This is a genomic window from Sphingobium phenoxybenzoativorans (genome assembly GCF_001757355.1).
Classification (GTDB): Bacteria; Pseudomonadota; Alphaproteobacteria; order Sphingomonadales; family Sphingomonadaceae; genus Sphingobium; species Sphingobium phenoxybenzoativorans.
The window spans coordinates 101,061-120,963 of record NZ_MINO01000007.1; the positions used below are offsets into that span (position 1 = coordinate 101,061).

Genomic DNA, 19,903 nt, shown 5'->3' on the forward strand with positions numbered 1-19,903 from the left:
GGCCCCGTTCCCCGGTCCTGTCAGGCGCAATCTCCGCGCAGCCGTTGGGGCAGGCGCAGTTGGGGGCAGGCGCAGCGCGGCGCTACGTCACCAGGGGTGGGGATCGCCGTCCCATTTGAAGAAGCCGCCGCTGTTTTCCAGCGTCATGGCGTTCACGACGTCGCGAATGCCGGTGGCCGATTCTTCGGCGGTGATCGCTGCATTGGGACCGCCCATGTCCGTCTGCACATGGCCCGGATGCACCACCGCGACAGCGACGCCCCTGTCGCGCAGGTCGACGGCCAGCGACTTCATGACGCGGTTCACGCCCGCCTTCGCCGCGCCGTAGGAATACATGCCGCCCGTCGCCCAGACGGAGGAGCCGATCTGGCTGGTGACGGTCAGTATCTTGCCCTTCGCCTTTTCGATATTGGGCAGCAGCGCCTGCGCGACGCGGAAGGGGCCGATGACCATGACCTCAAAGGATTGACGCCATCCGTCAAAGTCCCGGTCGTCCACACCCTTTTCCATATGAAAAATGCCGGCGACATTCAGCAAGACATCCACCGGCGCGCCGTTCAGCGCCGCCGCCGCGCGATCAACGGACGCGGCGTCGGCGACATCGGCCTCCACAACCTGCACAGTGCCGGCGGACCCAGCGGCCAGATGCTGAAGCTTTTCCGCGCGCGCCGGATCCCGGCACCAGGCCACGACATGGTTTCCCGCGCTGGCGTAGACCTGAACCAGCGCAAGGCCGATGCCCCTGTTCGCTCCAGTAATCACTATAGTCGCCATAATCCTCTCCCCATCAACCGGTCGTCGATAGCTGGTCCTCACGCGCCCGGAATGCAAGGCCCGGCCAGACCGTTGCATTGTTGCACCACTGTCAAACTTCATCGACGGGCTGTTGCGCCGCACCATTGCGGCGGCGGGTTCTTCTGATAAGCATTGCGTCGATCGCGCGGCACAGCGCGGCACAAGCAGGGGGACCTGAGAGAGCCATAATCAGGGGGAACTCATGTCCAGATCATCTTCTCGCGGCGCGCTGCGCCATGCATTGCTCGGCGCGATTTCGCTGGGCGCCGCCGTTGCGGGCCTGTCCGGCGCCGCCCACGCCCAGGAAGCGGCCGCAGAGGCCGATGCGGGCGACGCCATCATCGTCACCGCCACCCGGCGCGAGGAACTGGCCAAGGACGTGCCCATCGCGGTCACGGCAATCGGCGGAGAGAAGCTGGACGTCCTCAATTCCAGCGGCCTGGACATCCGGTTCCTGTCCGCCCGCACGCCCAGCCTGCAGATCGAATCCTCTTTCGGCCGCACCTTCCCCCGTTTCTACATCCGGGGCCTGGGCAATACCGATTTCGACCCCAACTCGGCCCAGCCCGTTTCCGTCGTCTATGACGATGTCGCGCTGGAAAGCCCGATGCTCAAATCCTTCCCGGTGTTCGACCTGGCCAGCGTCGAGGTTCTGCGCGGGCCGCAGGGCACGCTGTTCGGCCGCAACACCCCCGCGGGCGTGGTGAAGCTCAATTCCAAGCGCCCGGATTTCGACAGCTATAGCGGATACGCCAAGGCAAGCTGGGCGACCTATAACAGCGTCAATGCGGAAGCCGCCGTGGGCGGTCCCATCGGCGAGGGTCTGGCGTTCCGCCTGTCCGGCCTGTTGCAGCGCCGCGACGACTGGGTGACCAACGACAATGCCGGGAACGGCTTCGCCGACGCGAAGCTGGAGGGCTATCGCGATATGGCGGGCCGGTTCCAGCTCGGCTTCGAATCGGGCGACTTCAAGGCGTTCTTCAATGTGCATGGCCGCGACCTCAACGGGTCGCCCCGCGTGTTCCGCGCGGGCATCTTCCAGGTCGGCAGCAACAAGTTTGTTCCCGGCTTCGACAAGGATCATGTTTCGCTCGACGGCTTCACCAGCCAGTCGCTGACCCAGTGGGGCACCAACCTGCGCATGGAGGTCGCCCTGCCCGGCGTCGGCACCTTCTTCTCCACCACCGGCTATGAGCGGGCGAAGGTGGAGAGCACCGGCGATATCGATGGCGGCGGATGCTATCCCTATACCGGCTGCACCTTCGGCGCGCTGGGCGTCGGCACGTTCGACGTCAATACCGGCGGCATCACCAAGCCTCGCGAGTTCAGCCAGGAGCTGCGCTTCGCGACCGAGGATATGAACGGCGTGCGGCTGCAGGCGGGCGGATATTTCTTCCACCAGGACCTGAGCTACACCGAACTGTCCTATACGCTGGCGGGCACGCTCAACGGCTTCATCATCCACCAGAACAAGAATGACAATTTCGGCCTGTTCGGTTCCGGCGAGATCGATGTCAGCGACGCGCTGACCCTGCGCGGCGGCGTGCGGCTGAGCCGCGACGAGAAGCGCGACCTGATCAGCCTGGACCCGTCCGTCGACAGCGTGAGCGGACAGTTGATCGCCGTCGACCTGCCGATGATCAACAAGGCGACCGCCAGCAACGTGTCCTGGGACGCCAGCGCCACATATAAGCTGACCGATCAGGTGAACGTCTATGCCCGCGTCGCCACCGGCTATCTCGGCCCGGCAATCCAGGACCGCGTGACATTCTTCAGCGTGCCGTCGGTCGCGAAGAAGCAGACCACCATCTCCTATGAGGCGGGCATCAAGGGCGCGTTCACCGACATGCTGAGCTTCGACCTGGCCGGCTATTATTCGCGGACCAAGGACCTGCAGCTCACCGCCGTCGGCGGCGTCGGCAACTCCGCGCGGCTGATCAATGTTGATCATGCGATCGGCTATGGCGTCGAGGCGTCTCTGGAGGCCAAGCCGATCCCGCAACTCGCCCTGACCGCCGGTTTCAGCTATAACTTCACCGAAATCCGCGACCCCAACGCCTTCGTCGCGGTCTGCGGTTCGGGCCTGTGCACGCCGACCGGCAACACCTTCGTCGACAGCGGGACGACCTTCGCCCTGCTCGACGGCAATGACCTGCCGCAAGCGCCGCGCTATGTCGCCAACGTCACCGCCCGCTTCGGCGTGCCGGTGGGCGACAGCGGGGAAATCTATATCTTCACCGACTGGGCCTATCGCAGCGCGGTGAACTATTTCCTCTACACCGCCGCCGAGTTCCGGGGACGGTCGTTGCTGGAAGGCGGCCTGCGCGCCGGATACCGGATGGACAATGGGCTGGAGGTCGCGGCCTTCGCCCGCAACATCACCAACACGATCCGCGCAGCAAGCGCGATCGACTTCAACAACCTGACCGGCATGATCAACGAACCGCGGATCATCGGCGGGGAGATCAGCGCGAAGTTCTGATGATGGCATGGCGGGGGCGGCGGATGCTATCTGCCGCCCCCATCACATAGCGCTAGGATGGATCGACATTCAGCCCTGACGGCCTGCAAATGGCGCTTTTCCGTGCTTCCAGTGCTCACGTACGTTTAGTACGCTCCGCGCCGGGTCACGGAAAACCACCATTTTCGGCACGTCATCATCTGAATGTCGATCCATCCTAGTCCTCGCGCAGCAGACTTTCGAAGTCTCTCCCACCATAGAAGATGCCGATCACAACGACGTCGCTTTCCTCGATCATGAAGGCGATTGTGACCCGGCGGCGCCATGCCAAAGTGCGAAGTCCGGGCCGAACGTCATTGCGTGGCGTCCCGCGCTGGGGAAACTCGCTCAATGTGGCGATATGATCGATGAGGCCGTTCGCAAACCGTGCGGCGATGGCTGAATCAGCCGCCGCCGCGATGTAAGCATATAGGTTATCAAGCTGGTCCCGCGCTTCGAGGGTGAAAACGATGCGATGCGGCATCGGTTCTCTCTGAACTCAGACTTCCCGCTTGCCGATCGACGCGCGGACATCCTCCAAGGATATCCCTTGTGAGGGATCAGCGCGATATGCGTCATAGGCGGGCAGCGCCTGATCCCTTAGCCAATCATCCATAGCCCGCTCACGCGCAGACAGAGCGCGAAGACCTTCGCGAATGACTTCGCTCTCGCTGGCATATTCGCCCGAAGCAACCTTTGCCCGGACAAGCGAAGCCATCTCATTGGGCAATGTCACGCTGAATTGCTGTGTTGAACGCATGGCTCGATCTCCGGCAATAGGATTTAATCCTACTGGCATGGAAATTCAACGGATGACCGAACGGGATGCAAAAAACATCCGGACATAGCAGATGAGAAATGGAACCCTGGTGGAGCCGAGCGGGATCGAACCGCTGACCTCGTCATTGCGAACGACGCGCTCTCCCAACTGAGCTACGGCCCCAGGGGAGGGATGCCTATAGTAGAGGGTTTTGCGCCTTGCAACGGTCTTTTACGCGGGCGCTTTCCCGGCAAGTTTAACCCATGTAAATCTTTCGGGCCCGTCTTCGTTCAGTCGTGGGCAACGCAGGACATTACCCCTGCGTAACGCCCGGAACAAAGGGTCTGGCCTCTCATTCTTTGGCTGTCGGCGCATGACCGCGCCGCCCCAATCAAAGCGAGAGAGGAACACATCATGGGATATCAGGATGGACGCCGTTACGGCCGCAGCGATTATGGTGACCGCTACCGCTCCGAGAGCGGTTATCGCAATGACAGGGGTAGATATGGGACAGGCTATGAAGGCCGGCGCCCGCCAAATTATGACTATGAGGATCGCGGCTTTTTCGACCGTGCGGGCGATGAGGTCCGTAGCTGGTTCGGCGATGAGGAGGCCGAACGCCGCCGGGAATATGACGACTATCTAAACCGCCGCTACGGCGACCCGCGCGACCAGAGCAGCCGGACCGGTTTCGCATCCAGCGCACGCGGCGGCTATGCGCCGTTCACCGGGCAGGACAGCGGCTTTGCCGATTCCCAATATGGCCGCCGGGAGAGTTATGGGCCGCAGCATGATTTCGGCCAGCATCATGACTCCAACTATCAGGCTTGGCGTCAGGAAAGGCTTTCGGAGCTGGACCGCGACTATGCCGAATATCAGCAGGAGAACCGCAGCCGGTTCGACAATGAGTTCGGCACATGGCGCAACCGCCGTACAGAGCAGCGGACCTCGCTCGGTCAGGTTCGCGAGCATATGGAAGTCGTCGGCAGCGATGGGTCGCATGTCGGCACGGTCGACAAGATTGCGGGTGACCGCATCATCCTGACCAAGAGCGACAGCGATGCGGGCGGCCGGCATCACAGCATTCCGTCACGCTGGATCGCGTCGGTCGACGCCAAGACGGTGACGCTGGAAAAGACGGCCGACCAGGCCAAGGATCACTGGCGCACCGAGCAGGAAAAGCAGGCGCTGTTCGGTGACGATCAGAACCGGCGCGATACTTATGGATCGCAGAGCTGGGCCAGCCGCGCCTATAATCGCAATTCCTGACCCCTTACGGCCAACACGGAAAAGCCCGGCCTTTCAGCCGGGCTTTTCTGCGTCAGTTTGCGGAGGTGTTGAAACCGAAGGACAGGAAGTCGGGCGTCGGGCCGTTCCATCCCTCATCCGGGCCATCATCGGCTTCCTCGCGGCGATGCTGCCTGCGCGGTTCCGGCGGACGGGAGCGTTCCGGCCGTGGGGCGGGCTTCGGCGCGGCTTCGGCTTTCGGCTCCTCCCGGCGCGCCTTGTCAGGCTTACGGTTGCGTGACGGACGGTCGCGCCGCCGGCCGTCATCTTCGCCTTCGTCCGCGACGGGCGGGGCCGAGGCAGGAGCGCTCTCCACCCTGTTGATCTTGGTGCCGATCAGCTTCTGGATATTGTCGATCGCCTCGGCATCCTCCGCCGTGACGAAGGTGAAGGCCACGCCCTTCGCGCCCGCGCGGCCGGTGCGGCCGATGCGGTGGACATAATCGTCGGGGTGCCAGGGCGCGTCGAAGTTGAACACATGGCTGACGCCCTTGATATCCAGCCCACGCGCCGCAACGTCGGACGCGACCAGGATATTGACCGCGCCGGTCTTGAAGCGATCCAGTTCGGCAAGCCGGGTGGACTGGTCAATGTCACCGTGGATTTCGCCGGACTTGAACCCCTGCCGCTGCAGGCTCTTGTTCAGTTCCCGCACGGTCGTCTTGCGGTTGCAGAAGATGATCGCCGTCTGCACATCCTCCGCCTCCAGCAGATCGCGCAGCGTGTCGCGCTTCTTGCGGGAATCGACAGGCACCAGCCATTGGGTGATGTTGGTGGAGGCGGTCGCCGGGCGGGCCACCTCGATCGACTTGGGGTTGGACAGGAAGCGGTCCGCCAGCTTCTTGATCGGCGGCGGCATCGTCGCGGAGAAAAGCAGGGTCTGGCGATTGGCGGGCAGCTTCGTGCAGATATTCTCGATATCGGGGATGAAGCCCATGTCGAGCATCCGGTCGGCTTCATCGATGACCAGCAGGTTGCAGCCGTTGAGCATGATGTTGCCGCGCTCGAACAGGTCCATCAGGCGGCCGGGGGTGGCGATGAGGACGTCGACGCCCTTTTCCAGCGCCTTCACCTGATCACCCATCGACACGCCGCCGATCAGCAGGGCCATAGAGAGTTTGTGATATTTGCCGTATTTCTCAAAATTCTCGGCGACCTGCGCAGCGAGTTCGCGGGTCGGCTCCAGAATGAGGGAGCGGGGCATGCGCGCGCGGCTGCGGCCGTGGGCGAGGATGTCGATCATCGGCAGGACAAAGCTGGCGGTCTTGCCCGTGCCGGTCTGGGCGATGCCGATAATGTCCTTCATCATCAGCACCGGCGGGATCGCCTGCGCCTGAATGGGAGTCGGCGTGTCGTAGCCGGCCTCTGTGACCGCCCTTAACAATTCATCGGATAGGCCGAGATCGGCAAAGCTCATTCAAATGTCCGGAACAGGAGGCCGTCGCACAGCGCATGGCCACGTAAAGTCGCGCGCCCATTGCGAAACTCTCGCAGGATTGTCAAGCAAATCCGGGCGAAATGTATGTTTCAGTCCGCCTTTTGCGGCGGCGCATCGCGCCGGATTTTGACGGCGCTCATCACAGAGCCGAAAACCAGCCCCAGCGCGACCCCGATAGCGACGTTACCGGTCGCCGCGCCGATGGCCGCGCCCAGCGCCAGACCAAGACCGACAAAGCGCGTCGATTTTTTCATGCCATCCCCCAGCGCCGTGCGTCACACAGAGCATGGACGCTCTGACAGCGCCCGATCAAGCAACCGCGTGCAGCCACTTCCTGTCGTCGGCGATATTGCCGCGCTGGATGCCGACGAGCTGGTCGCGCAGCGCCGTCGTCACCGGGCCGTCGCCGCTGTTGCCGATCGCGAAGCTGCCGCCTGCGTGCCGGACCTCGCCAATGCCGGCGACGACGGCGGCGGTGCCGCACGCGAACGCCTCGCGCAGCTTTCCGCTGCGGGCGTCGGCCTGCCACTGGTCGAAGGAATAGGGTTCCTCGCGCACGTCATGTCCGGCGGCGCGCGCCAGCTCCATGATAGAATTGCGGGTGATGCCCGGCAGGATCGTGCCCAGCGGCGGGGTGATGAGGCTGCCGTCATCCATCACGAAGAAGATGTTCATGCCGCCCAGCTCCTCGACCCAGCGATGCTCGGCAGCGTCAAGGAACACGACCTGATCGCAGCCATTCTTGATCGCTTCGGCCTGCGCGACCAGGCTGCCCGCATAATTGCCGCCGCATTTCGCAGCGCCCGTGCCGCCAGCGGCCGCACGGGAATAATGTTCCGACACCCACAGGGTGATCGCCTTGCTGCCGCCCTTGAAATAAGCGCCGACCGGTGACGCGATGACGCAGAAGATATATTCCGATGCGGGCTTCACACCCAGGAACACTTCGGATGCGAACATGAAGGGGCGGATGTAAAGGCTGCCGCCCTCCCCCGCCGGAATCCAGTCGGCATCGATGCGGACCAGTTCCTCGATCGCCGCGAGGAACAGTTCCTCCGGGATCACCGGCATGGCCATACGCTCTGCGGACTCATTGAACCGCCGGGCATTCTCCTCCGGCCGGAACAGGGTGATCGCGCCGTCCGCCGTGCGATACGCCTTCATCCCTTCAAAGATCTCCTGGGCATAGTGCAGGACAGCGCAGGCCGGATCGAGCTGAAACGGACCGCGCGCAAGCACCGTCGCGTCATGCCACCCCTTGTCCACCGACCATTTGATCGTGACCATATGATCGGTCGGCACGCGCCCGAAGTCAGGCTTCTCGATCAGCGCAGCCCGTGTTCCGGCAGGCGTGGGAGAGGCGTGCGGGATGGCCGCAAAGGTAAGCGATTCTGTCATAATGATGCTTCTCTTTCAGAGAAATGCGGATATTTCAATTCCGGCATATGCAGAAATTTTTTGCATTCCTCCAGAATCAGTTTGCTGCGCCGGATGCTGCGGGAGGTTCGGAAAATCTAGTAGGCGTTGCGCTGCCAGATCAGGATGATGGCGGTCCGGAAAAGAATGGCCAGGTCCAGCGAAAGCGACCAGCGGTCCATATATTCCAGGTCGCTGGCGACGCGGTTGCGGATGTCGCTTTCATTTTCCGTATTGCCCCGGAAACCCCGCACCTGCGCGAGACCGGTAAGGCCGGGGCGCATGCGGTGCCGCGCGGCATAGCGATCCACCACCTCCTCATACAGACGGTCGGCGGCCTTTGCGCCATAGGCGTGGGGGCGCGGACCGACCAGCGACATGGTGCCGTTGAGGACGTTCAGCAATTGCGGCAGTTCGTCGATGCTGAGCTTGCGGATAACCGCGCCGACCTTCGTCACCCGGCTGTCGCCGCGCACGACCAGCCTGTCGGCGTTCCGGTCCTCTGCCGCCTGCCGCATGCTGCGGAACTTCCACATGGTAAAGGGGGTGTTGTTGAGACCGCAGCGAAGCTGGCGGAAGAAGATCGGGCCGGGCGATTCCAGCCGGATCAGGAGCGCCACAACCAGCATCAGCGGCGAGAGCAGGATCAGCGCGATCAGCGCGAAGGCGCGATCCATACAGGTCTTGATGAGCGCGGCGATGCCGTCCGACGGGCGGGTATAGAGCGCGAGAGCGTTGAGCTGGCCAAGGCGCGCGGACCGGAATGCGCCATGTTCAGCCAGAGCCTCCGGCGGGACCAGAAGCACGTCGACATTCACTGCCTCAAGCTGTTCGACGATCTTCTTGATCTGCCCCTCGGCGCTCCACGGCAGGTTTATCACCACCGCATCGATCCGCCCCTCCCGCGCCTTGACGAGAAGCTGGTCGAGGCCCGAAGCGGCGGTCCGCCCGCGCCCGGTGCGGCCGTCATCATACAGCCCCTCTATGCTGCCCAGCGGATTGGCGATCAGGCGGGCGCGCAGTTCCTGAAGATTGTCCCCGGCACCGTAAATGGCGATGTGGGTCCGCGCCGCGCCGAAGCGATTGGAGGAGAGCAGCGCCCAGGAGATGGTGCGCGACACGCCGATGGCGGCCAGCCCCAGGCCGGCCGAGGTCGCGAACCACAGGCGCGACAGATCCTCGCTGGTCTTGGTCGTGAAGGCCAGAATCACCAGCAGCAGCGCGGATTTGATCCAGTTCCCCATGCGGTCGGCGAGCAGGTCGCGCGCAAGCAGCGAATCCGACGCCTGATTGAATCGGTAGGTGAGCAGCACATAGAGGCCGAGCCAGAAGATGCTGAACATGACGAGCGTCGGCAGGGTGCTGGGATGCCACCGGTCGATCGTGAGCGTCGCCGCCGCCAATGTGGCGGCAAGGGCGAGCAGCTCCACAAGCGCCGCAATCTCCCGCGCGGCGCGCGCGCCCATGCGCCGTCCCCGCGGCGCTGTCCGCCGCTCCGGCCCGTCATAGATCATACCGACGCCAGCGGACAGCGGCTCCGGGCCTTCACCCTGGCCCCGCACTTTCATTTCACTCTGCAGCGGCATTGACGGATTACACCATATCGAGTCCGGCGCGCCTGTTCCGCCCGGCCTTCCACAACAAGGCGTTCGCCTTACAGGAAAGGCGAACGGCGGTCGAGAAGGGTCCGCATCGCGGCGTTGCGGGCTTTGCTGTTCAATTTGACACAGGGCATACACAATATCCCGCTGGCCAGCGTTCGCCAGTTAAGCTACCCGCGTTGCCGATGATTTCGCGCCTGTATCAATGGACACTCGCCAAGGCGGCGCATCGCCATGCGGAACGCTGGCTGGCGGTCATTTCCTTCATGGAATCGAGCTTCTTCCCGATCCCGCCGCATCCGCTGCTGGGCCTGATGTGCCTCGCCCGGCCGGAAAACGCGCTGCGGTTCGGATTCATCTGCACGCTGGCGTCGGTGCTGGGCGGCCTTTTGGGCTATGCGATCGGTCATTTCTTCTTCGCGCTGTTCGGCGAATCCCTGCTGCATGCGCTGGGCCTCGCCAAGAGCTTCCCCGCCGCGCAATGCTATCTGCGCGAATATGGCGCGGAGATCATCCTGATCAAAGGCGCGACGCCGATCCCGTTCAAGCTGATCACCATTACGGCGGGCTTCATCGGCCTGTCGCTGTTCACCTTCATCTGGGCGAGCATCCTGTCCCGCGCGTTCCAGTTCATGCTGGTCGGGTTCCTGTTCTGGAAGTTCGGACGGCCGATCAAGGCGTTCATCGAGAAATATCTGGGCCTGCTGTCGGCGCTGTTCCTGGTGCTGGTCGTCGGCGGTTTCATCGCCGCGTCGATGCTGACCAGCGGCCCGGCCAAGAGCGACAAGTGCAGCCAGGTCACGGTCAGCACGCCCGCCTGAGAGCGCCCCGCTGGCGTTGATCCTGCACCGTTCGTTCGCGCGAAGTTGATGACACGGCGTGCTCCTGCGAAAGCAGGAGCCCAGGCCCACCGTCTGAACTGGGCTCCTGCTTTCGCAGGAGCACGTTGCGGCTATAGTTGATCAGGACAATCTCCAGCATCGCCGATCCGCTTCTTCATATGGCGTCCCCAAAGCATAGGTTGAAACTGTAACCGTCTGCGGCGATAGCGGCTGCCGTGATCGTCAAGCATCCCCGAAAATTAGCGCTGGCCGCTGGGCTTGCCTCCGCCACCGGTTTCGCGCCGCTGCAGCTATGGCCCGTGACGCTGGCCTGCGTCGCCCTGCTGATGACGCTGCTGGCGAGGGCGGCGACGCGCAAGGACGCCTTTCTGCTGGGCTGGTTCTTCGGCCTTGGGCATTTCACCGTCGGCCTCAACTGGATCGCCCACGCCTTCAGCTTCCAGGACGCGATGCCGCACTGGTTCGGCTATGGCGCGGTCGTGCTGCTGTCGCTCTACCTGGCGGTATTTCCCGCGCTGGCCACGCTCGCGACCCATTGGACGGTAAAATTATCCCACAAAGGCGATGAGGAATGCGAGGGTGTCAGCGCTTTTTTCATCCTGATTTTCGCGGCCGCCTGGATCGTGACGGAATGGCTGCGCGCGACGCTTTTCACGGGGTTTGCGTGGAATCCGATGGGGGTCATCTGGCTGCCCGCAGGTGTCACCATCGTGGCGCAGTGGATCGGCACCTATGGCCTTTCGGCGCTGGTCATGCTGGTCGCCGGTGGAGTCGTGCTGGCGGCGCAGAGGCAGAGGCGCGGCGCGCTGGCGTTCATCCTGCCGGTCGTGGCGATGGGCGTGGCCGGGCTTCTCAACCCCGTCGATGCGCCGCCGCCGTCCGCGCCGCATATCCGCATCGTCCAGCCCAATATCGCGCAGCAGGACAAATATGACGCCGCGTTCGAGGCGGAGAATTTCAGCAAGCTGTCCACCCTGTCGGGCAAGCCCGGTCCGCATGCGCGCCTGCTGTTCTGGCCGGAGGCGGCGATCCCCGCCTATCTGGATATGGAGCCGGAGTGGCGGCAGAAACTCGCCCTGCTGATGGGACCCGACGACCTGCTGATGACGGGCGGCGACAAGATATATTTCAAGGAGGAGAAGAAGGACGGCATCTATGTCGGCCGCACCCTGACCGGCGCGAATAACAGCCTGTGGGTGATGACGGCGAATGGGCGGCTGATAGGCCGGTACGACAAGGCGCATCTGGTCCCCTATGGCGAATATCTGCCGATGCGGACGATCCTCTCGGCGATCGGCCTGTCGCGGCTGGTGCCGGGCGATGTCGATTTCTGGCCCGGTCCCGGTCCGCGTACCCTGCCCCTGCCCGCCGCGCCGGACCGCCCGGCGCTGAAGATGGGCGTGCAAATCTGCTATGAGATCATCTTTTCCGGGCAGGTCGTGGACGGGAAGGACCGTCCCGATTTCCTGTTCAATCCATCCAATGACGCATGGTTCGGAAGCTGGGGACCGCCGCAGCATCTGGCGCAGGCGCGGCTGCGCGCGATCGAGGAAGGCATTCCCGTGATTCGATCCACGCCGACGGGCATCTCTGCCGTGGTGGACGCCCACGGGCATATCCTGCGCAGCCTGCCCTTCCAGCGGGCGGGGTTCATCGATACCCTGCTTCCGCCGCCCGCCGCCCGCACCCCCTTTTCCCGCACCGGCAACTGGGCGCCGATGCTGCTTGCGCTGCTGCTCGTCGGCTTGGCCATTGCAACGCGCCGGTCCAGAAGCTAAAGCGCGCACATAAACTTTTCTTTATGTCGGTTCCGCGCGCGCGGCCCGGCGACCCTAAGCCAAGCGGGAGTTCCATGCGCAACCAGTTCCTCTTCACCTCTGAGAGCGTTTCCGAGGGTCATCCCGACAAGGTCGCGGACCAGATTTCCGATTCCATCGTCGACCTGTTCCTGTCGAAAGACCCCGAAGCGCGCATCGCCTGCGAGACGCTGACGACGACACAACTCGTTGTTCTTGCTGGAGAAATTCGCTGCAAGGGCGTGTATGAGAATGGCGCCTGGGCGCCGGGCGCGAAGGAAGAGATCGAAAAGACCGTCCGCGAAACGGTGAAGCGCATCGGTTATGAGCAGGACGGTTTCCACTGGGAGACCTTCCGCTTCGAGAATAATCTGCACGGCCAGTCCGCGCACATCGCGCAGGGCGTCGACGAGAGCGGCAACAAGGACGAAGGCGCAGGCGACCAGGGCATCATGTTCGGTTACGCCAGCGACGAGACGCCGGACCTGATGCCCGCGACCCTCTATTATTCGCACAAGATCCTGGAGCGCATGGCCGCCGACCGCCACGGCAAGGTCGTCGACTTCCTGGAGCCGGACGCCAAGAGCCAGGTCACGCTGGAATATGTCGACGAGAAGCCGGTCCGCGCGACCGCGCTGGTCGTGTCGACCCAGCACGCCAAGGACATGGACAATGACGAAAGCCGCGCGAAGCTGCGCGATTATGTCAAGGGCGTGATGGCCGACGTCCTGCCCGAAGGCTGGCTGCCGGGCGACGAGAGCATCTATGTCAACCCGACCGGCCTGTTCGAGATCGGCGGGCCGGACGGCGACGCGGGCCTGACCGGCCGCAAGATCATCGTCGACACCTATGGCGGCGCATCGCCCCATGGCGGCGGCGCGTTCAGCGGCAAGGACCCGACCAAGGTGGACCGGTCGGCCGCCTACATCACCCGCTATCTGGCGAAGAATATCGTTGCCGCGGGCCTCGCCCGCCGCTGCACGATCCAGTTGTCCTACGCGATCGGCGTGGCCGAGCCGCTGTCGCTCTATGTCGACACGCATGGCACCGGCACCGTCGAGGCGTCGGCGATCGAGGCCGTGCTGCCGACGCTGGTGCGCCTGACGCCGAAGGGCATCCGCACTCATCTGGGCCTCAACAAGCCGATCTATCAAAAGACCGCAGCCTATGGCCATTTCGGCCGCCAGCCGGACGGCGACTTCTTCCCCTGGGAAAAGACCGACCTGGTGGAGAAGCTGAAGGCGGCGCTTTAAGAATCACCGAGTCCGTTCGGGCTGAGCGTGTCGAAGCCATGTCCTTTCTGAAGTGAAGGACAGCCCTTCGACACGCTCAGGGCGAACGGATTGGTGTGGTCACGATAAAGCCGGATAACATTACAAAGAGTTCACTAGGGTCCGGCGGCGGGGCGGCGTAGAGACCTGCTTGTCGGTGTCGGGCCCGGACCCCTGACCTCCCGCACCGACACCCTCCGCCTTCACAACAGGAGAGGCTTCCCATGAAAAAATCGCTTACCGCCCTTCTGGGCGCATTGTCGCTCGCGACGCTTGCCGCAGCGCCCGTACAGGCCGCGCCGTGCAAGGACGCCAAGGGCAAGTTCACAAAGTGCCCGGACAAGAAGCCGGTGAAGAAAGCCCCCTGCAAGGATGCGAAGGGCAAATTCATCAAGTGCCCGAAATAGGTCGTTAGACGCAGTGTGCTCCTGCGAAGGCAGGAGTTCAGTTCTAACGGCGGGACCGGGCTGAAGCGAGGCGCGTGACTCGCATTCAGTGCTTTCGCAGGAGCACGCTGCTCGTGGCTCGTGGCGCACGGCTGGATAGACGGGCGTCGATTTTGCAGGATGTGCGATCCCGCGCCCCCTGATGATCCCCTCTGCCTCGAAATTGCAGCGCATTTGTTCGTTTTCGCAATTTCCGCGCCGCCAGATGATTTCATCTGGCTCGAAATTGCTCTAGGCGCACCGGGTGAAAGACCCAACGACACTCAATCGCCTCTATGGCCGCCAGTCCGGCCACAAGCTGCGCGCCGGGCAGCAGGACCTGGTCGAGCGCCTGCTCCCGCAGATTTCCGTGCCGGAAGATGGCCCGATCACCGCCGCGCGACTGTTTGGCGAGGACCGCCCGCTGCATTTCGAAATCGGCTTCGGCGGCGGCGAGCATATGGCCTATCGCGCCGACATGCTGCCCGACCATGGCTTTATCGGTTGCGAGCCGTTCCTGAACGGCGTGGTGACGGCGCTCACCCATATTCGCGACCAGCACCTGCCCAATGTCCGCCTGCATATGGGCAATGCGCTGGACGTGCTTTCGCGGGTGCCGGACGGGGCGCTGAGCTTCGTCTATCTGCTGCACCCCGACCCCTGGCCCAAGGCGCGTCACGCCAAGCGGCGGATGATGAACAAGGGGCCGGTGGACATGATCGCCGCCAAGCTGAAACCCGGCGGCGAGTTCCGCTTCGGCACCGACCACCCCGTCTACCTGCGGTGGGCGATGATGGTGATGAACGGCCGCGCCGATTTCGATTGGCTCGCGGCGACGCCCCAGGATTTCCTGAAGCGGCCGGGCGGCTGGCCGGAAACGCGCTATGAGGCGAAAGCCCGGCGGCAGGGGCATGAGGTCTGGTACTTCCGCTACCGGCGGCGGGACGCTTCGGTCGCATGAAACGCTGGACGGCCCGCCGCGTTCGCGCGCTTGTCCGTCATGCCGGTCCCACCTCGCTGATCTTCCGCCGCAGGCTGGCGCTGATCGGCGGCGCGACGATTGTGGGGCTGGTCGCGCTCGCTTTCGCATGGGCGGCGGATGAGGCCAGCGAAGCCTTTGCCCGCGTCGCGACCGCCAACCGCTATCTGCCGCTGCTGCTGACGCCAGCCGCCTTTGCGGCGATTGTCTGGTTCACGCGGCTGCACGCGCCGCTGGCGGCGGGATCAGGCATCCCGCAGGTGATCGCCGCGATCAGGAAGCCGGAAACCGCCGACCGCGCGCTGGTGAATTTCCGCACCGCGCTGCTGAAGCTGATATTGACCATCGCCGCCCTGCTTGCCGGCGCATCGGTGGGACGCGAAGGCCCCACCGTGCAGATCAGCGCCGCCATACTCGCGCGCGTCCACCGGCTGCTGGCTGTTCCCATGCGCGCGTCGGTATTGATCGCCGGCGGCGCTGCGGGTGTCGCCGCCGCCTTCAACACGCCGCTTGCGGGCATCGCCTTCGCCATCGAGGAGTTGGCGGCGGCCTACGAACAGCGCATGACCCTGCTGGTCATCACCGCCGTCATCGTGTCCGGCATGGTCAGCCTGGGCCTCGCCGGCGACTATGTCTATTTCGGTTCCGTCGCGGCGCATCTGACATTTGGCGGCGCGGTCATGATTGCGCTGGTTGCAGGCATATTGGGCGGATTGTCCGGCGGGCTTTTCGCCCGGCTCGCGCTTGGGGCGGCACGGTCCACCAATCGCATCACTGCCTTCGCGCGCCGCCGCCCGGTCTCTTTCGCCGCGCTTTGCGGCCTTGTGGTCGCCGCAATAGGCACCGCGACCCAATTGACATGGGGCACCAGCTATGGCGCGGCGCGGGCGATGATCGGCGGGGGGCATGATACGCCGCTATGGTTCGGACCGGCCAAGTTCGTGTCCACGCTGGCCACATCGGTTTCCGGTCTGCCAGGGGGCATATTCGCCCCGTCGCTGGCGACCGGCGCGGGGTTCGGCAATATTCTGGGCTGGTTCTTTCCGGGCAGTCAGGCGAGCGCCGTCGTCCTGCTGGGCATGGCGGCCTATTTTACCGGGGTGGTGCGCGCGCCGCTGACGGCGGTCATCATCATATCGGAAACCACCGGAAGCCGTGGCTTCATGCTGCCGCTGCTCGGCGCGGCGCTGGTGGCCGACGCCAGCGCGCAGCTCATCTGCAAGGAACGGCTATATCATGGCCTTGCCCGCAACTTTGCGGACAAAGCATGATAGCCCCTCAGTTCGGCGCCTTGCTCGTATCCACCTTCTCGACCCATTCGGGGTAGAAGCTGGGTTCGCGGTTGGACCAGCCGACGGCGGTGGCTGCCGCTTCGCTGATCGACTGCAGCAGGGCGCGGCGCTTTTCGGGGTGAAGGTGCGGCAGGCTGGCGGCGGCGCAGAAAGCGCCGGGAAGCCAGGGCCGCGCGCCCGCGCCGATCAGCCGCTCATACAGGAAGCGGTATGCCGAGAAGCTGTTCAGACGATCCTGCCCCAGATCGAAAGCCGAGACAGTGACCAGCGGCGCCATGAACGGCTCCACCTGTTCCAGCCCGCTGTCATCGGGGACCATCGTCTTGATTTCGTCGAGCCGGCCGTAAATCCGCGCCTGCGCCCTGATGCTGGCTTCCTCGACAAGATCGCGGGACCAGAGCTTCATCGCGTCGCGGCGATGAAGGCCGATATCGAGGGAGCGGCGGATATACCGCTGCGTGGAAGCGGGGAAGCTGGCGAACTCTCGCATTTCTGCGAGCGTGATCGCTCCGTCCGCTGGTTTGGCGCTGATACCCATCCAATTGCCCTCCCGACTGAAAGTCCAGACAACCGAACATGCGCCCTGTTTGGTTAGCGAAAGCTTAAGCACATGTTCGCCCGACATTCACATCGGACCAGATTTCAACGGACTAGGCAATATAAAAATTTGTGCGGCGCAACATGCCTGTCTGCGCCGCGACAATTTTGTCTCAATGTGGGACTGAAGCGACTCAGAGCCGGGTCATTGCCCGTGGCGCGCCTTCCGGTCCTTCTTGTCCGGATCCTCCTCCGGAAAGCCCGATGACGGCACTGGATCGCTATGATCGCCCGGCTGCGTGGCGCAGGGCGGATCGGAAGCGTCCATGGAATCGGACAGCGCTTCCTCCAGGCTTTCCTCCTGGGTCAGAGGATGATCCTGATCGTCGCTGGGCTTCGCCACTTCGCCGTCGCGCGCCACTTCGCGCGCCGCATCCGGTGGATGTTTTTGCGTTTCCATGATCCGTCTCCTTAAATCCGTCTCTATCAACGGTGGATCGCAGCCGCTGTTCCAACCCGCGCGCCGCAATATCGCGTTAACCCTGCGGATCGACCAACATCGGCGGATTTTCGACCGGCGGGGACGACAGTCCGCGCCTTTCAGGCTATGACAGGAGCATGACGATACCCCTTGAGGAGGGCGAACGCGGCGTTTCCCCGACCGTGGCCCTCTATACCATTCTCGGCTTCTGGCTGTTCTACGCCGTCATCGTCACCCTGCGCGCTTCGGTCATGGGATTTGAATCCCAGGGCGAGATGGCCATCCGCCGCGGCATCGTGACGATCCTGGGCATCATCCTGACATGGGTGCTGTATCTGATCATCCGGCAGTTCGACGGCAGCACATTTTCCCGCCGCATCGCCATCGCCTTCATCGCGGCCATACCCTGCGCCATCTCCATCGCGGCGGCGAACTATTATATCTTCAATGTCTATGAGCCGGACGGCTTCATGCCCGCCGCCGAACATTATGCGAAGTCCAAGGGCAATTATGTGCTCCAGGAAATCGCCGAAGATACGATGGGGCGCTATTTCTTCCTTGCCGCCTGGGCCGCGATCTATCTGGCCGTCACCTATGCGGCGGAGGTGAGCCGGGTCGAGCGCCGGGCCGCGCGGCTGGAGCAGGCGGCGCGGCAGGCGGAATTGCGGTCGCTGCGCTATCAGGTCAATCCGCACTTCCTGTTCAACACGCTCAATTCCCTGTCCAGCCTGGTCATGAAGGATCAGAAGGACGAGGCAGAGCAGATGATCATGTCCCTCTCCAACTTCTACCGCACCAGCCTGACCGGCGATCCGCTGGAGGATGTGCCGCTGTCGGAGGAGGTGCATCTGCAGAAGCTGTATCTGGATATCGAGGCGGTGCGCTTCCCGAAACGGTTGCGGACCAACATCTCCATCCCCGACCGGCTGATGAGTTGCTGCGTGCCGGGCCTGATCCTGCAGCCGGTGATTGAAAACGCCATCAAATACGGGGTATCCCGAACCACCCGGCCAGTGACGATCGATATCCTCGCCTGGGAGGAGGAAGGGCTGCTGCACGTGAGCATAGCGGATGACGGCGACACCATACCCCATGAAAGCGCCTATGAAGGCAATGGCATCGGCCTGGTCAATGTGCGCGAACGCCTCGCCGCCCGCTTTGGGGACAAGGGACGGCTGATTTCCGGCCCGATGGAGGGCGGCGGTTTCCTGGTCGAACTGTCCCTGCCGATCATAAGGCGCGGCTGCTGACCGCATGACGACGATCCGCACAATGATCGTCGATGACGAACCGCTCGCGGTGGAACGGTTGCAGATGCTGTGCGCCCGCGAGCCGCGCATCTCGCTGGTCGGCACCGCGACCGATGGCGAGGCGGCGCTGCGTCTTGTCGAAGGGCTGGAGCCGGAACTGCTGCTGCTGGACATCGCCATGCCCCTGCTGGACGGGATCGGCGTGGCGCGGGCGGTGGGCCGCATGGGCATTCGCCCGGCGGTGATCTTCGTGACGGCGTTCGAAGGCTTTGCGGTCGAGGCGTTCGATCTGGCCGCCGTCGATTATCTGTTGAAGCCGGTGGCGCACGACCGGCTGACCCGCGCGGTCGACCGGGTGGAGCAGGCGCTGCGCATCCGGGTGGAAAGCGCACCCGCCATATCGGACGCTCCATCATCGGAATGGGCAGAGGAATTCTGGGTGCCGCACCGGTCGGAGCTGATCCGTATCGGCACCGACCAGATCGACCGGATAGAGGCGGAGCGCGACTATATGCGGCTCTATGTCGCCGGTCACAGCTATCTGCTGCACCAGACGATCAGTTCGCTGGAGCAGCGGCTCGATCCGACCGAGTTCATCCGGCTGCACCGGTCCCATATCGTGCGGCGGGACCATATCCAGCGGCTGCGCCATGACGGCAGCGGCGTGTGGTTCGCCTGTCTGGAAAAGGGCGACGACATCCGCATCGGCCGCACCTTCCTCGCCAATGTGAAGGCGCTGACCGGACGATAGCCCCAGGCATAGGAAAACCCCCGGCGCGGTGCGACGGGGGTTTTCACAATGCGATCGCCACGGTCAGTTGCCGACGACGATCCGGGTTCCCGCGTCAGCATAACGCGCATTATTTTCCGCCTTGGCGATGGCGATGCCGACCGGTTCCTTCGCGCTGCGAAGTGCGGCGTTGCGGCAGGACACGAACTGATGCAGATCGCGGGTTTCGCAGACCTTGGCGGCCGCGTAGCTGATCCGCCGGTTCAGCGTCTCTTTCCCCGACTGGGTGGTCAGGTCCAGGTCGGAATAGAGCACGGCCCGCTGGCGGGCGCCGGTCTCTGTCGTGCTGGTCTGGCTGGCGCCGGCGAAGGCGGGGGTCGCCGCCGCAAAGCACAGGGTTGCGGCCAGGGTCGCAGTAAAGCGGGTGGTGAACTTGGGGGCAAACATCACAGGGTCTCCTCTAAATACCGATATGCTATGCTTTGCCCGGCGCGCCCTTGGAG

The 19,903-nt window shown here is 63.7% G+C and carries 20 protein-coding genes and 1 tRNA gene; 10 read left to right on the forward strand and 11 right to left on the reverse strand.

The window, feature by feature from the left end:
- Positions 1–87 precede the first annotated feature (87 nt).
- Positions 88–774 carry an SDR family oxidoreductase gene (locus BHQ40_RS05965; RefSeq protein ID WP_070153859.1) on the reverse strand — a complete coding sequence of 229 codons (687 nt, stop codon included), beginning with the start codon at positions 772–774 and terminating at the stop codon, positions 88–90.
- Between the two features lie 223 nt (positions 775–997).
- On the opposite strand from BHQ40_RS05965, the gene BHQ40_RS05970 reads away from it, so the two are divergent.
- Positions 998–3,277: a TonB-dependent receptor gene (locus BHQ40_RS05970; RefSeq protein WP_070153864.1), complete on the forward strand. Its 2,280-nt coding sequence runs from the start codon at positions 998–1,000 to the stop codon at positions 3,275–3,277.
- A gap of 196 nt (positions 3,278–3,473) precedes the next feature.
- Here BHQ40_RS05970 and BHQ40_RS05975 read toward each other — a convergent pair whose 3' ends face one another.
- The 3 genes from BHQ40_RS05975 to BHQ40_RS05985 all read right to left on the reverse strand — a co-directional run bounded on the left by BHQ40_RS05975 (position 3,474) and on the right by BHQ40_RS05985 (position 4,238).
- Positions 3,474–3,779, reverse strand: coding sequence for a type II toxin-antitoxin system RelE/ParE family toxin (locus tag BHQ40_RS05975; protein WP_070153866.1), 306 nt, complete (start codon positions 3,777–3,779; stop codon positions 3,474–3,476).
- Between the two features lie 15 nt (positions 3,780–3,794).
- Positions 3,795–4,055 (reverse strand): type II toxin-antitoxin system ParD family antitoxin, encoded by a 261-nt coding sequence (locus tag BHQ40_RS05980; RefSeq protein WP_070153868.1) that lies wholly within the window; start codon positions 4,053–4,055, stop codon positions 3,795–3,797.
- A 107-nt stretch (positions 4,056–4,162) separates the two neighbouring features.
- Positions 4,163–4,238, reverse strand: a tRNA-Ala gene (locus BHQ40_RS05985).
- A 231-nt stretch (positions 4,239–4,469) separates the two neighbouring features.
- On the opposite strand from BHQ40_RS05985, the gene BHQ40_RS05990 reads away from it, so the two are divergent.
- The gene (locus BHQ40_RS05990; protein ID WP_070153870.1) at positions 4,470–5,324 is read left to right on the forward strand and encodes a DUF2171 domain-containing protein; all 855 of its coding nucleotides are present in this window, start codon (positions 4,470–4,472) and stop codon (positions 5,322–5,324) included.
- Positions 5,325–5,376: 52 nt separating this feature from the next.
- On the opposite strand, the gene BHQ40_RS05995 is transcribed toward BHQ40_RS05990, so the two are convergent.
- The 4 genes from BHQ40_RS05995 to BHQ40_RS06005 form a co-directional block, all read right to left on the reverse strand.
- The gene (locus BHQ40_RS05995) at positions 5,377–6,759 is read right to left on the reverse strand and encodes a DEAD/DEAH box helicase (RefSeq protein WP_070153872.1); all 1,383 of its coding nucleotides are present in this window, start codon (positions 6,757–6,759) and stop codon (positions 5,377–5,379) included.
- 110 nt (positions 6,760–6,869) lie between these two features.
- Positions 6,870–7,034 carry a glycine zipper domain-containing protein gene (locus BHQ40_RS26100; RefSeq protein ID WP_171905777.1) on the reverse strand — a complete coding sequence of 55 codons (165 nt, stop codon included), beginning with the start codon at positions 7,032–7,034 and terminating at the stop codon, positions 6,870–6,872.
- 55 nt (positions 7,035–7,089) lie between these two features.
- Positions 7,090–8,178 (reverse strand): branched-chain amino acid aminotransferase, encoded by a 1,089-nt coding sequence (locus BHQ40_RS06000; RefSeq protein WP_070153874.1) that lies wholly within the window; start codon positions 8,176–8,178, stop codon positions 7,090–7,092.
- Positions 8,179–8,294: 116 nt separating this feature from the next.
- Complete coding sequence (locus tag BHQ40_RS06005) at positions 8,295–9,764, reverse strand: exopolysaccharide biosynthesis polyprenyl glycosylphosphotransferase (RefSeq protein WP_171905778.1); 1,470 nt, start codon at positions 9,762–9,764, stop codon at positions 8,295–8,297.
- Positions 9,765–9,982: 218 nt separating this feature from the next.
- On the opposite strand from BHQ40_RS06005, the gene BHQ40_RS06010 reads away from it, so the two are divergent.
- From BHQ40_RS06010 to BHQ40_RS06035, 6 genes are all read left to right on the forward strand, one after another.
- The gene (locus BHQ40_RS06010; protein ID WP_070153878.1) at positions 9,983–10,618 is read left to right on the forward strand and encodes a YqaA family protein; all 636 of its coding nucleotides are present in this window, start codon (positions 9,983–9,985) and stop codon (positions 10,616–10,618) included.
- 236 nt (positions 10,619–10,854) lie between these two features.
- Complete coding sequence (lnt, locus tag BHQ40_RS06015; RefSeq protein WP_253183274.1) at positions 10,855–12,417, forward strand: apolipoprotein N-acyltransferase; 1,563 nt, start codon at positions 10,855–10,857, stop codon at positions 12,415–12,417.
- A 74-nt stretch (positions 12,418–12,491) separates the two neighbouring features.
- Positions 12,492–13,688, forward strand: a complete 1,197-nt coding sequence (gene metK / locus BHQ40_RS06020; RefSeq protein ID WP_070153883.1) for a methionine adenosyltransferase — start codon at positions 12,492–12,494, stop codon at positions 13,686–13,688.
- Positions 13,689–13,930: 242 nt separating this feature from the next.
- On the forward strand, positions 13,931–14,113 hold the full coding sequence (locus BHQ40_RS06025) for a hypothetical protein (protein ID WP_070153884.1): 183 nt from the start codon (positions 13,931–13,933) through the stop codon (positions 14,111–14,113).
- Positions 14,114–14,396: 283 nt separating this feature from the next.
- Positions 14,397–15,092, forward strand: a complete 696-nt coding sequence (gene trmB / locus BHQ40_RS06030; protein WP_253183275.1) for a tRNA (guanine(46)-N(7))-methyltransferase TrmB — start codon at positions 14,397–14,399, stop codon at positions 15,090–15,092.
- Positions 15,089–16,381 (forward strand): chloride channel protein, encoded by a 1,293-nt coding sequence (locus BHQ40_RS06035; protein ID WP_070153886.1) that lies wholly within the window; start codon positions 15,089–15,091, stop codon positions 16,379–16,381. Before trmB ends, BHQ40_RS06035 begins: the two co-directional genes overlap by 4 nt.
- A gap of 7 nt (positions 16,382–16,388) precedes the next feature.
- On the opposite strand, the gene BHQ40_RS06040 is transcribed toward BHQ40_RS06035, so the two are convergent.
- The gene (locus tag BHQ40_RS06040; protein WP_070153889.1) at positions 16,389–16,940 is read right to left on the reverse strand and encodes a hypothetical protein; all 552 of its coding nucleotides are present in this window, start codon (positions 16,938–16,940) and stop codon (positions 16,389–16,391) included.
- A gap of 204 nt (positions 16,941–17,144) precedes the next feature.
- A complete protein-coding gene (locus BHQ40_RS06045; RefSeq protein WP_070153891.1) occupies positions 17,145–17,399 on the reverse strand; it encodes a hypothetical protein in 255 nt (84 codons plus the stop codon).
- Between the two features lie 158 nt (positions 17,400–17,557).
- Between BHQ40_RS06045 and BHQ40_RS06050 the strand changes: the two genes are divergently transcribed.
- Both BHQ40_RS06050 and BHQ40_RS06055 read left to right on the forward strand, forming a co-directional pair.
- Complete coding sequence (locus tag BHQ40_RS06050; RefSeq protein WP_070153893.1) at positions 17,558–18,670, forward strand: sensor histidine kinase; 1,113 nt, start codon at positions 17,558–17,560, stop codon at positions 18,668–18,670.
- A gap of 4 nt (positions 18,671–18,674) precedes the next feature.
- Positions 18,675–19,421 (forward strand): LytR/AlgR family response regulator transcription factor, encoded by a 747-nt coding sequence (locus BHQ40_RS06055; RefSeq protein ID WP_070153895.1) that lies wholly within the window; start codon positions 18,675–18,677, stop codon positions 19,419–19,421.
- Between the two features lie 63 nt (positions 19,422–19,484).
- Here the strand turns inward: BHQ40_RS06055 and BHQ40_RS06060 are convergent, their stop codons facing one another.
- Positions 19,485–19,847 (reverse strand): UrcA family protein, encoded by a 363-nt coding sequence (locus BHQ40_RS06060; RefSeq protein ID WP_070153898.1) that lies wholly within the window; start codon positions 19,845–19,847, stop codon positions 19,485–19,487.
- Between the last annotated feature and the right edge of the window lie 56 nt (positions 19,848–19,903).

Bases quoted from the DNA above. Each gene is read 5' to 3' on its own strand.
- BHQ40_RS05990 (WP_070153870.1), top strand. From the start codon at position 4,470: ATGGGATATCAGGATGGACGCCGTTACGGCCGCAGCGATTATGGTGAC.
- BHQ40_RS05995 (WP_070153872.1), bottom strand. From the start codon at position 6,759: ATGAGCTTTGCCGATCTCGGCCTATCCGATGAATTGTTAAGGGCGGTC.
- BHQ40_RS06045 (WP_070153891.1), bottom strand. From the start codon at position 17,399: ATGGAAACGCAAAAACATCCACCGGATGCGGCGCGCGAAGTGGCGCGC.
- BHQ40_RS06025 (WP_070153884.1), top strand. From the start codon at position 13,931: ATGAAAAAATCGCTTACCGCCCTTCTGGGCGCATTGTCGCTCGCGACG.
- BHQ40_RS06005 (WP_171905778.1), bottom strand. From the start codon at position 9,764: ATGAAAGTGCGGGGCCAGGGTGAAGGCCCGGAGCCGCTGTCCGCTGGC.
- BHQ40_RS06050 (WP_070153893.1), top strand. From the start codon at position 17,558: ATGACGATACCCCTTGAGGAGGGCGAACGCGGCGTTTCCCCGACCGTG.
- BHQ40_RS05975 (WP_070153866.1), bottom strand. From the start codon at position 3,779: ATGCCGCATCGCATCGTTTTCACCCTCGAAGCGCGGGACCAGCTTGAT.
- BHQ40_RS06055 (WP_070153895.1), top strand. From the start codon at position 18,675: ATGACGACGATCCGCACAATGATCGTCGATGACGAACCGCTCGCGGTG.
- BHQ40_RS06060 (WP_070153898.1), bottom strand. From the start codon at position 19,847: ATGTTTGCCCCCAAGTTCACCACCCGCTTTACTGCGACCCTGGCCGCA.
- BHQ40_RS06040 (WP_070153889.1), bottom strand. From the start codon at position 16,940: ATGGGTATCAGCGCCAAACCAGCGGACGGAGCGATCACGCTCGCAGAA.
- BHQ40_RS06010 (WP_070153878.1), top strand. From the start codon at position 9,983: ATGATTTCGCGCCTGTATCAATGGACACTCGCCAAGGCGGCGCATCGC.
- metK (WP_070153883.1), top strand. From the start codon at position 12,492: ATGCGCAACCAGTTCCTCTTCACCTCTGAGAGCGTTTCCGAGGGTCAT.
- BHQ40_RS26100 (WP_171905777.1), bottom strand. From the start codon at position 7,034: ATGAAAAAATCGACGCGCTTTGTCGGTCTTGGTCTGGCGCTGGGCGCG.
- BHQ40_RS06000 (WP_070153874.1), bottom strand. From the start codon at position 8,178: ATGACAGAATCGCTTACCTTTGCGGCCATCCCGCACGCCTCTCCCACG.
- BHQ40_RS05980 (WP_070153868.1), bottom strand. From the start codon at position 4,055: ATGCGTTCAACACAGCAATTCAGCGTGACATTGCCCAATGAGATGGCT.
- BHQ40_RS05970 (WP_070153864.1), top strand. From the start codon at position 998: ATGTCCAGATCATCTTCTCGCGGCGCGCTGCGCCATGCATTGCTCGGC.
- BHQ40_RS05965 (WP_070153859.1), bottom strand. From the start codon at position 774: ATGGCGACTATAGTGATTACTGGAGCGAACAGGGGCATCGGCCTTGCG.
- BHQ40_RS06035 (WP_070153886.1), top strand. From the start codon at position 15,089: ATGAAACGCTGGACGGCCCGCCGCGTTCGCGCGCTTGTCCGTCATGCC.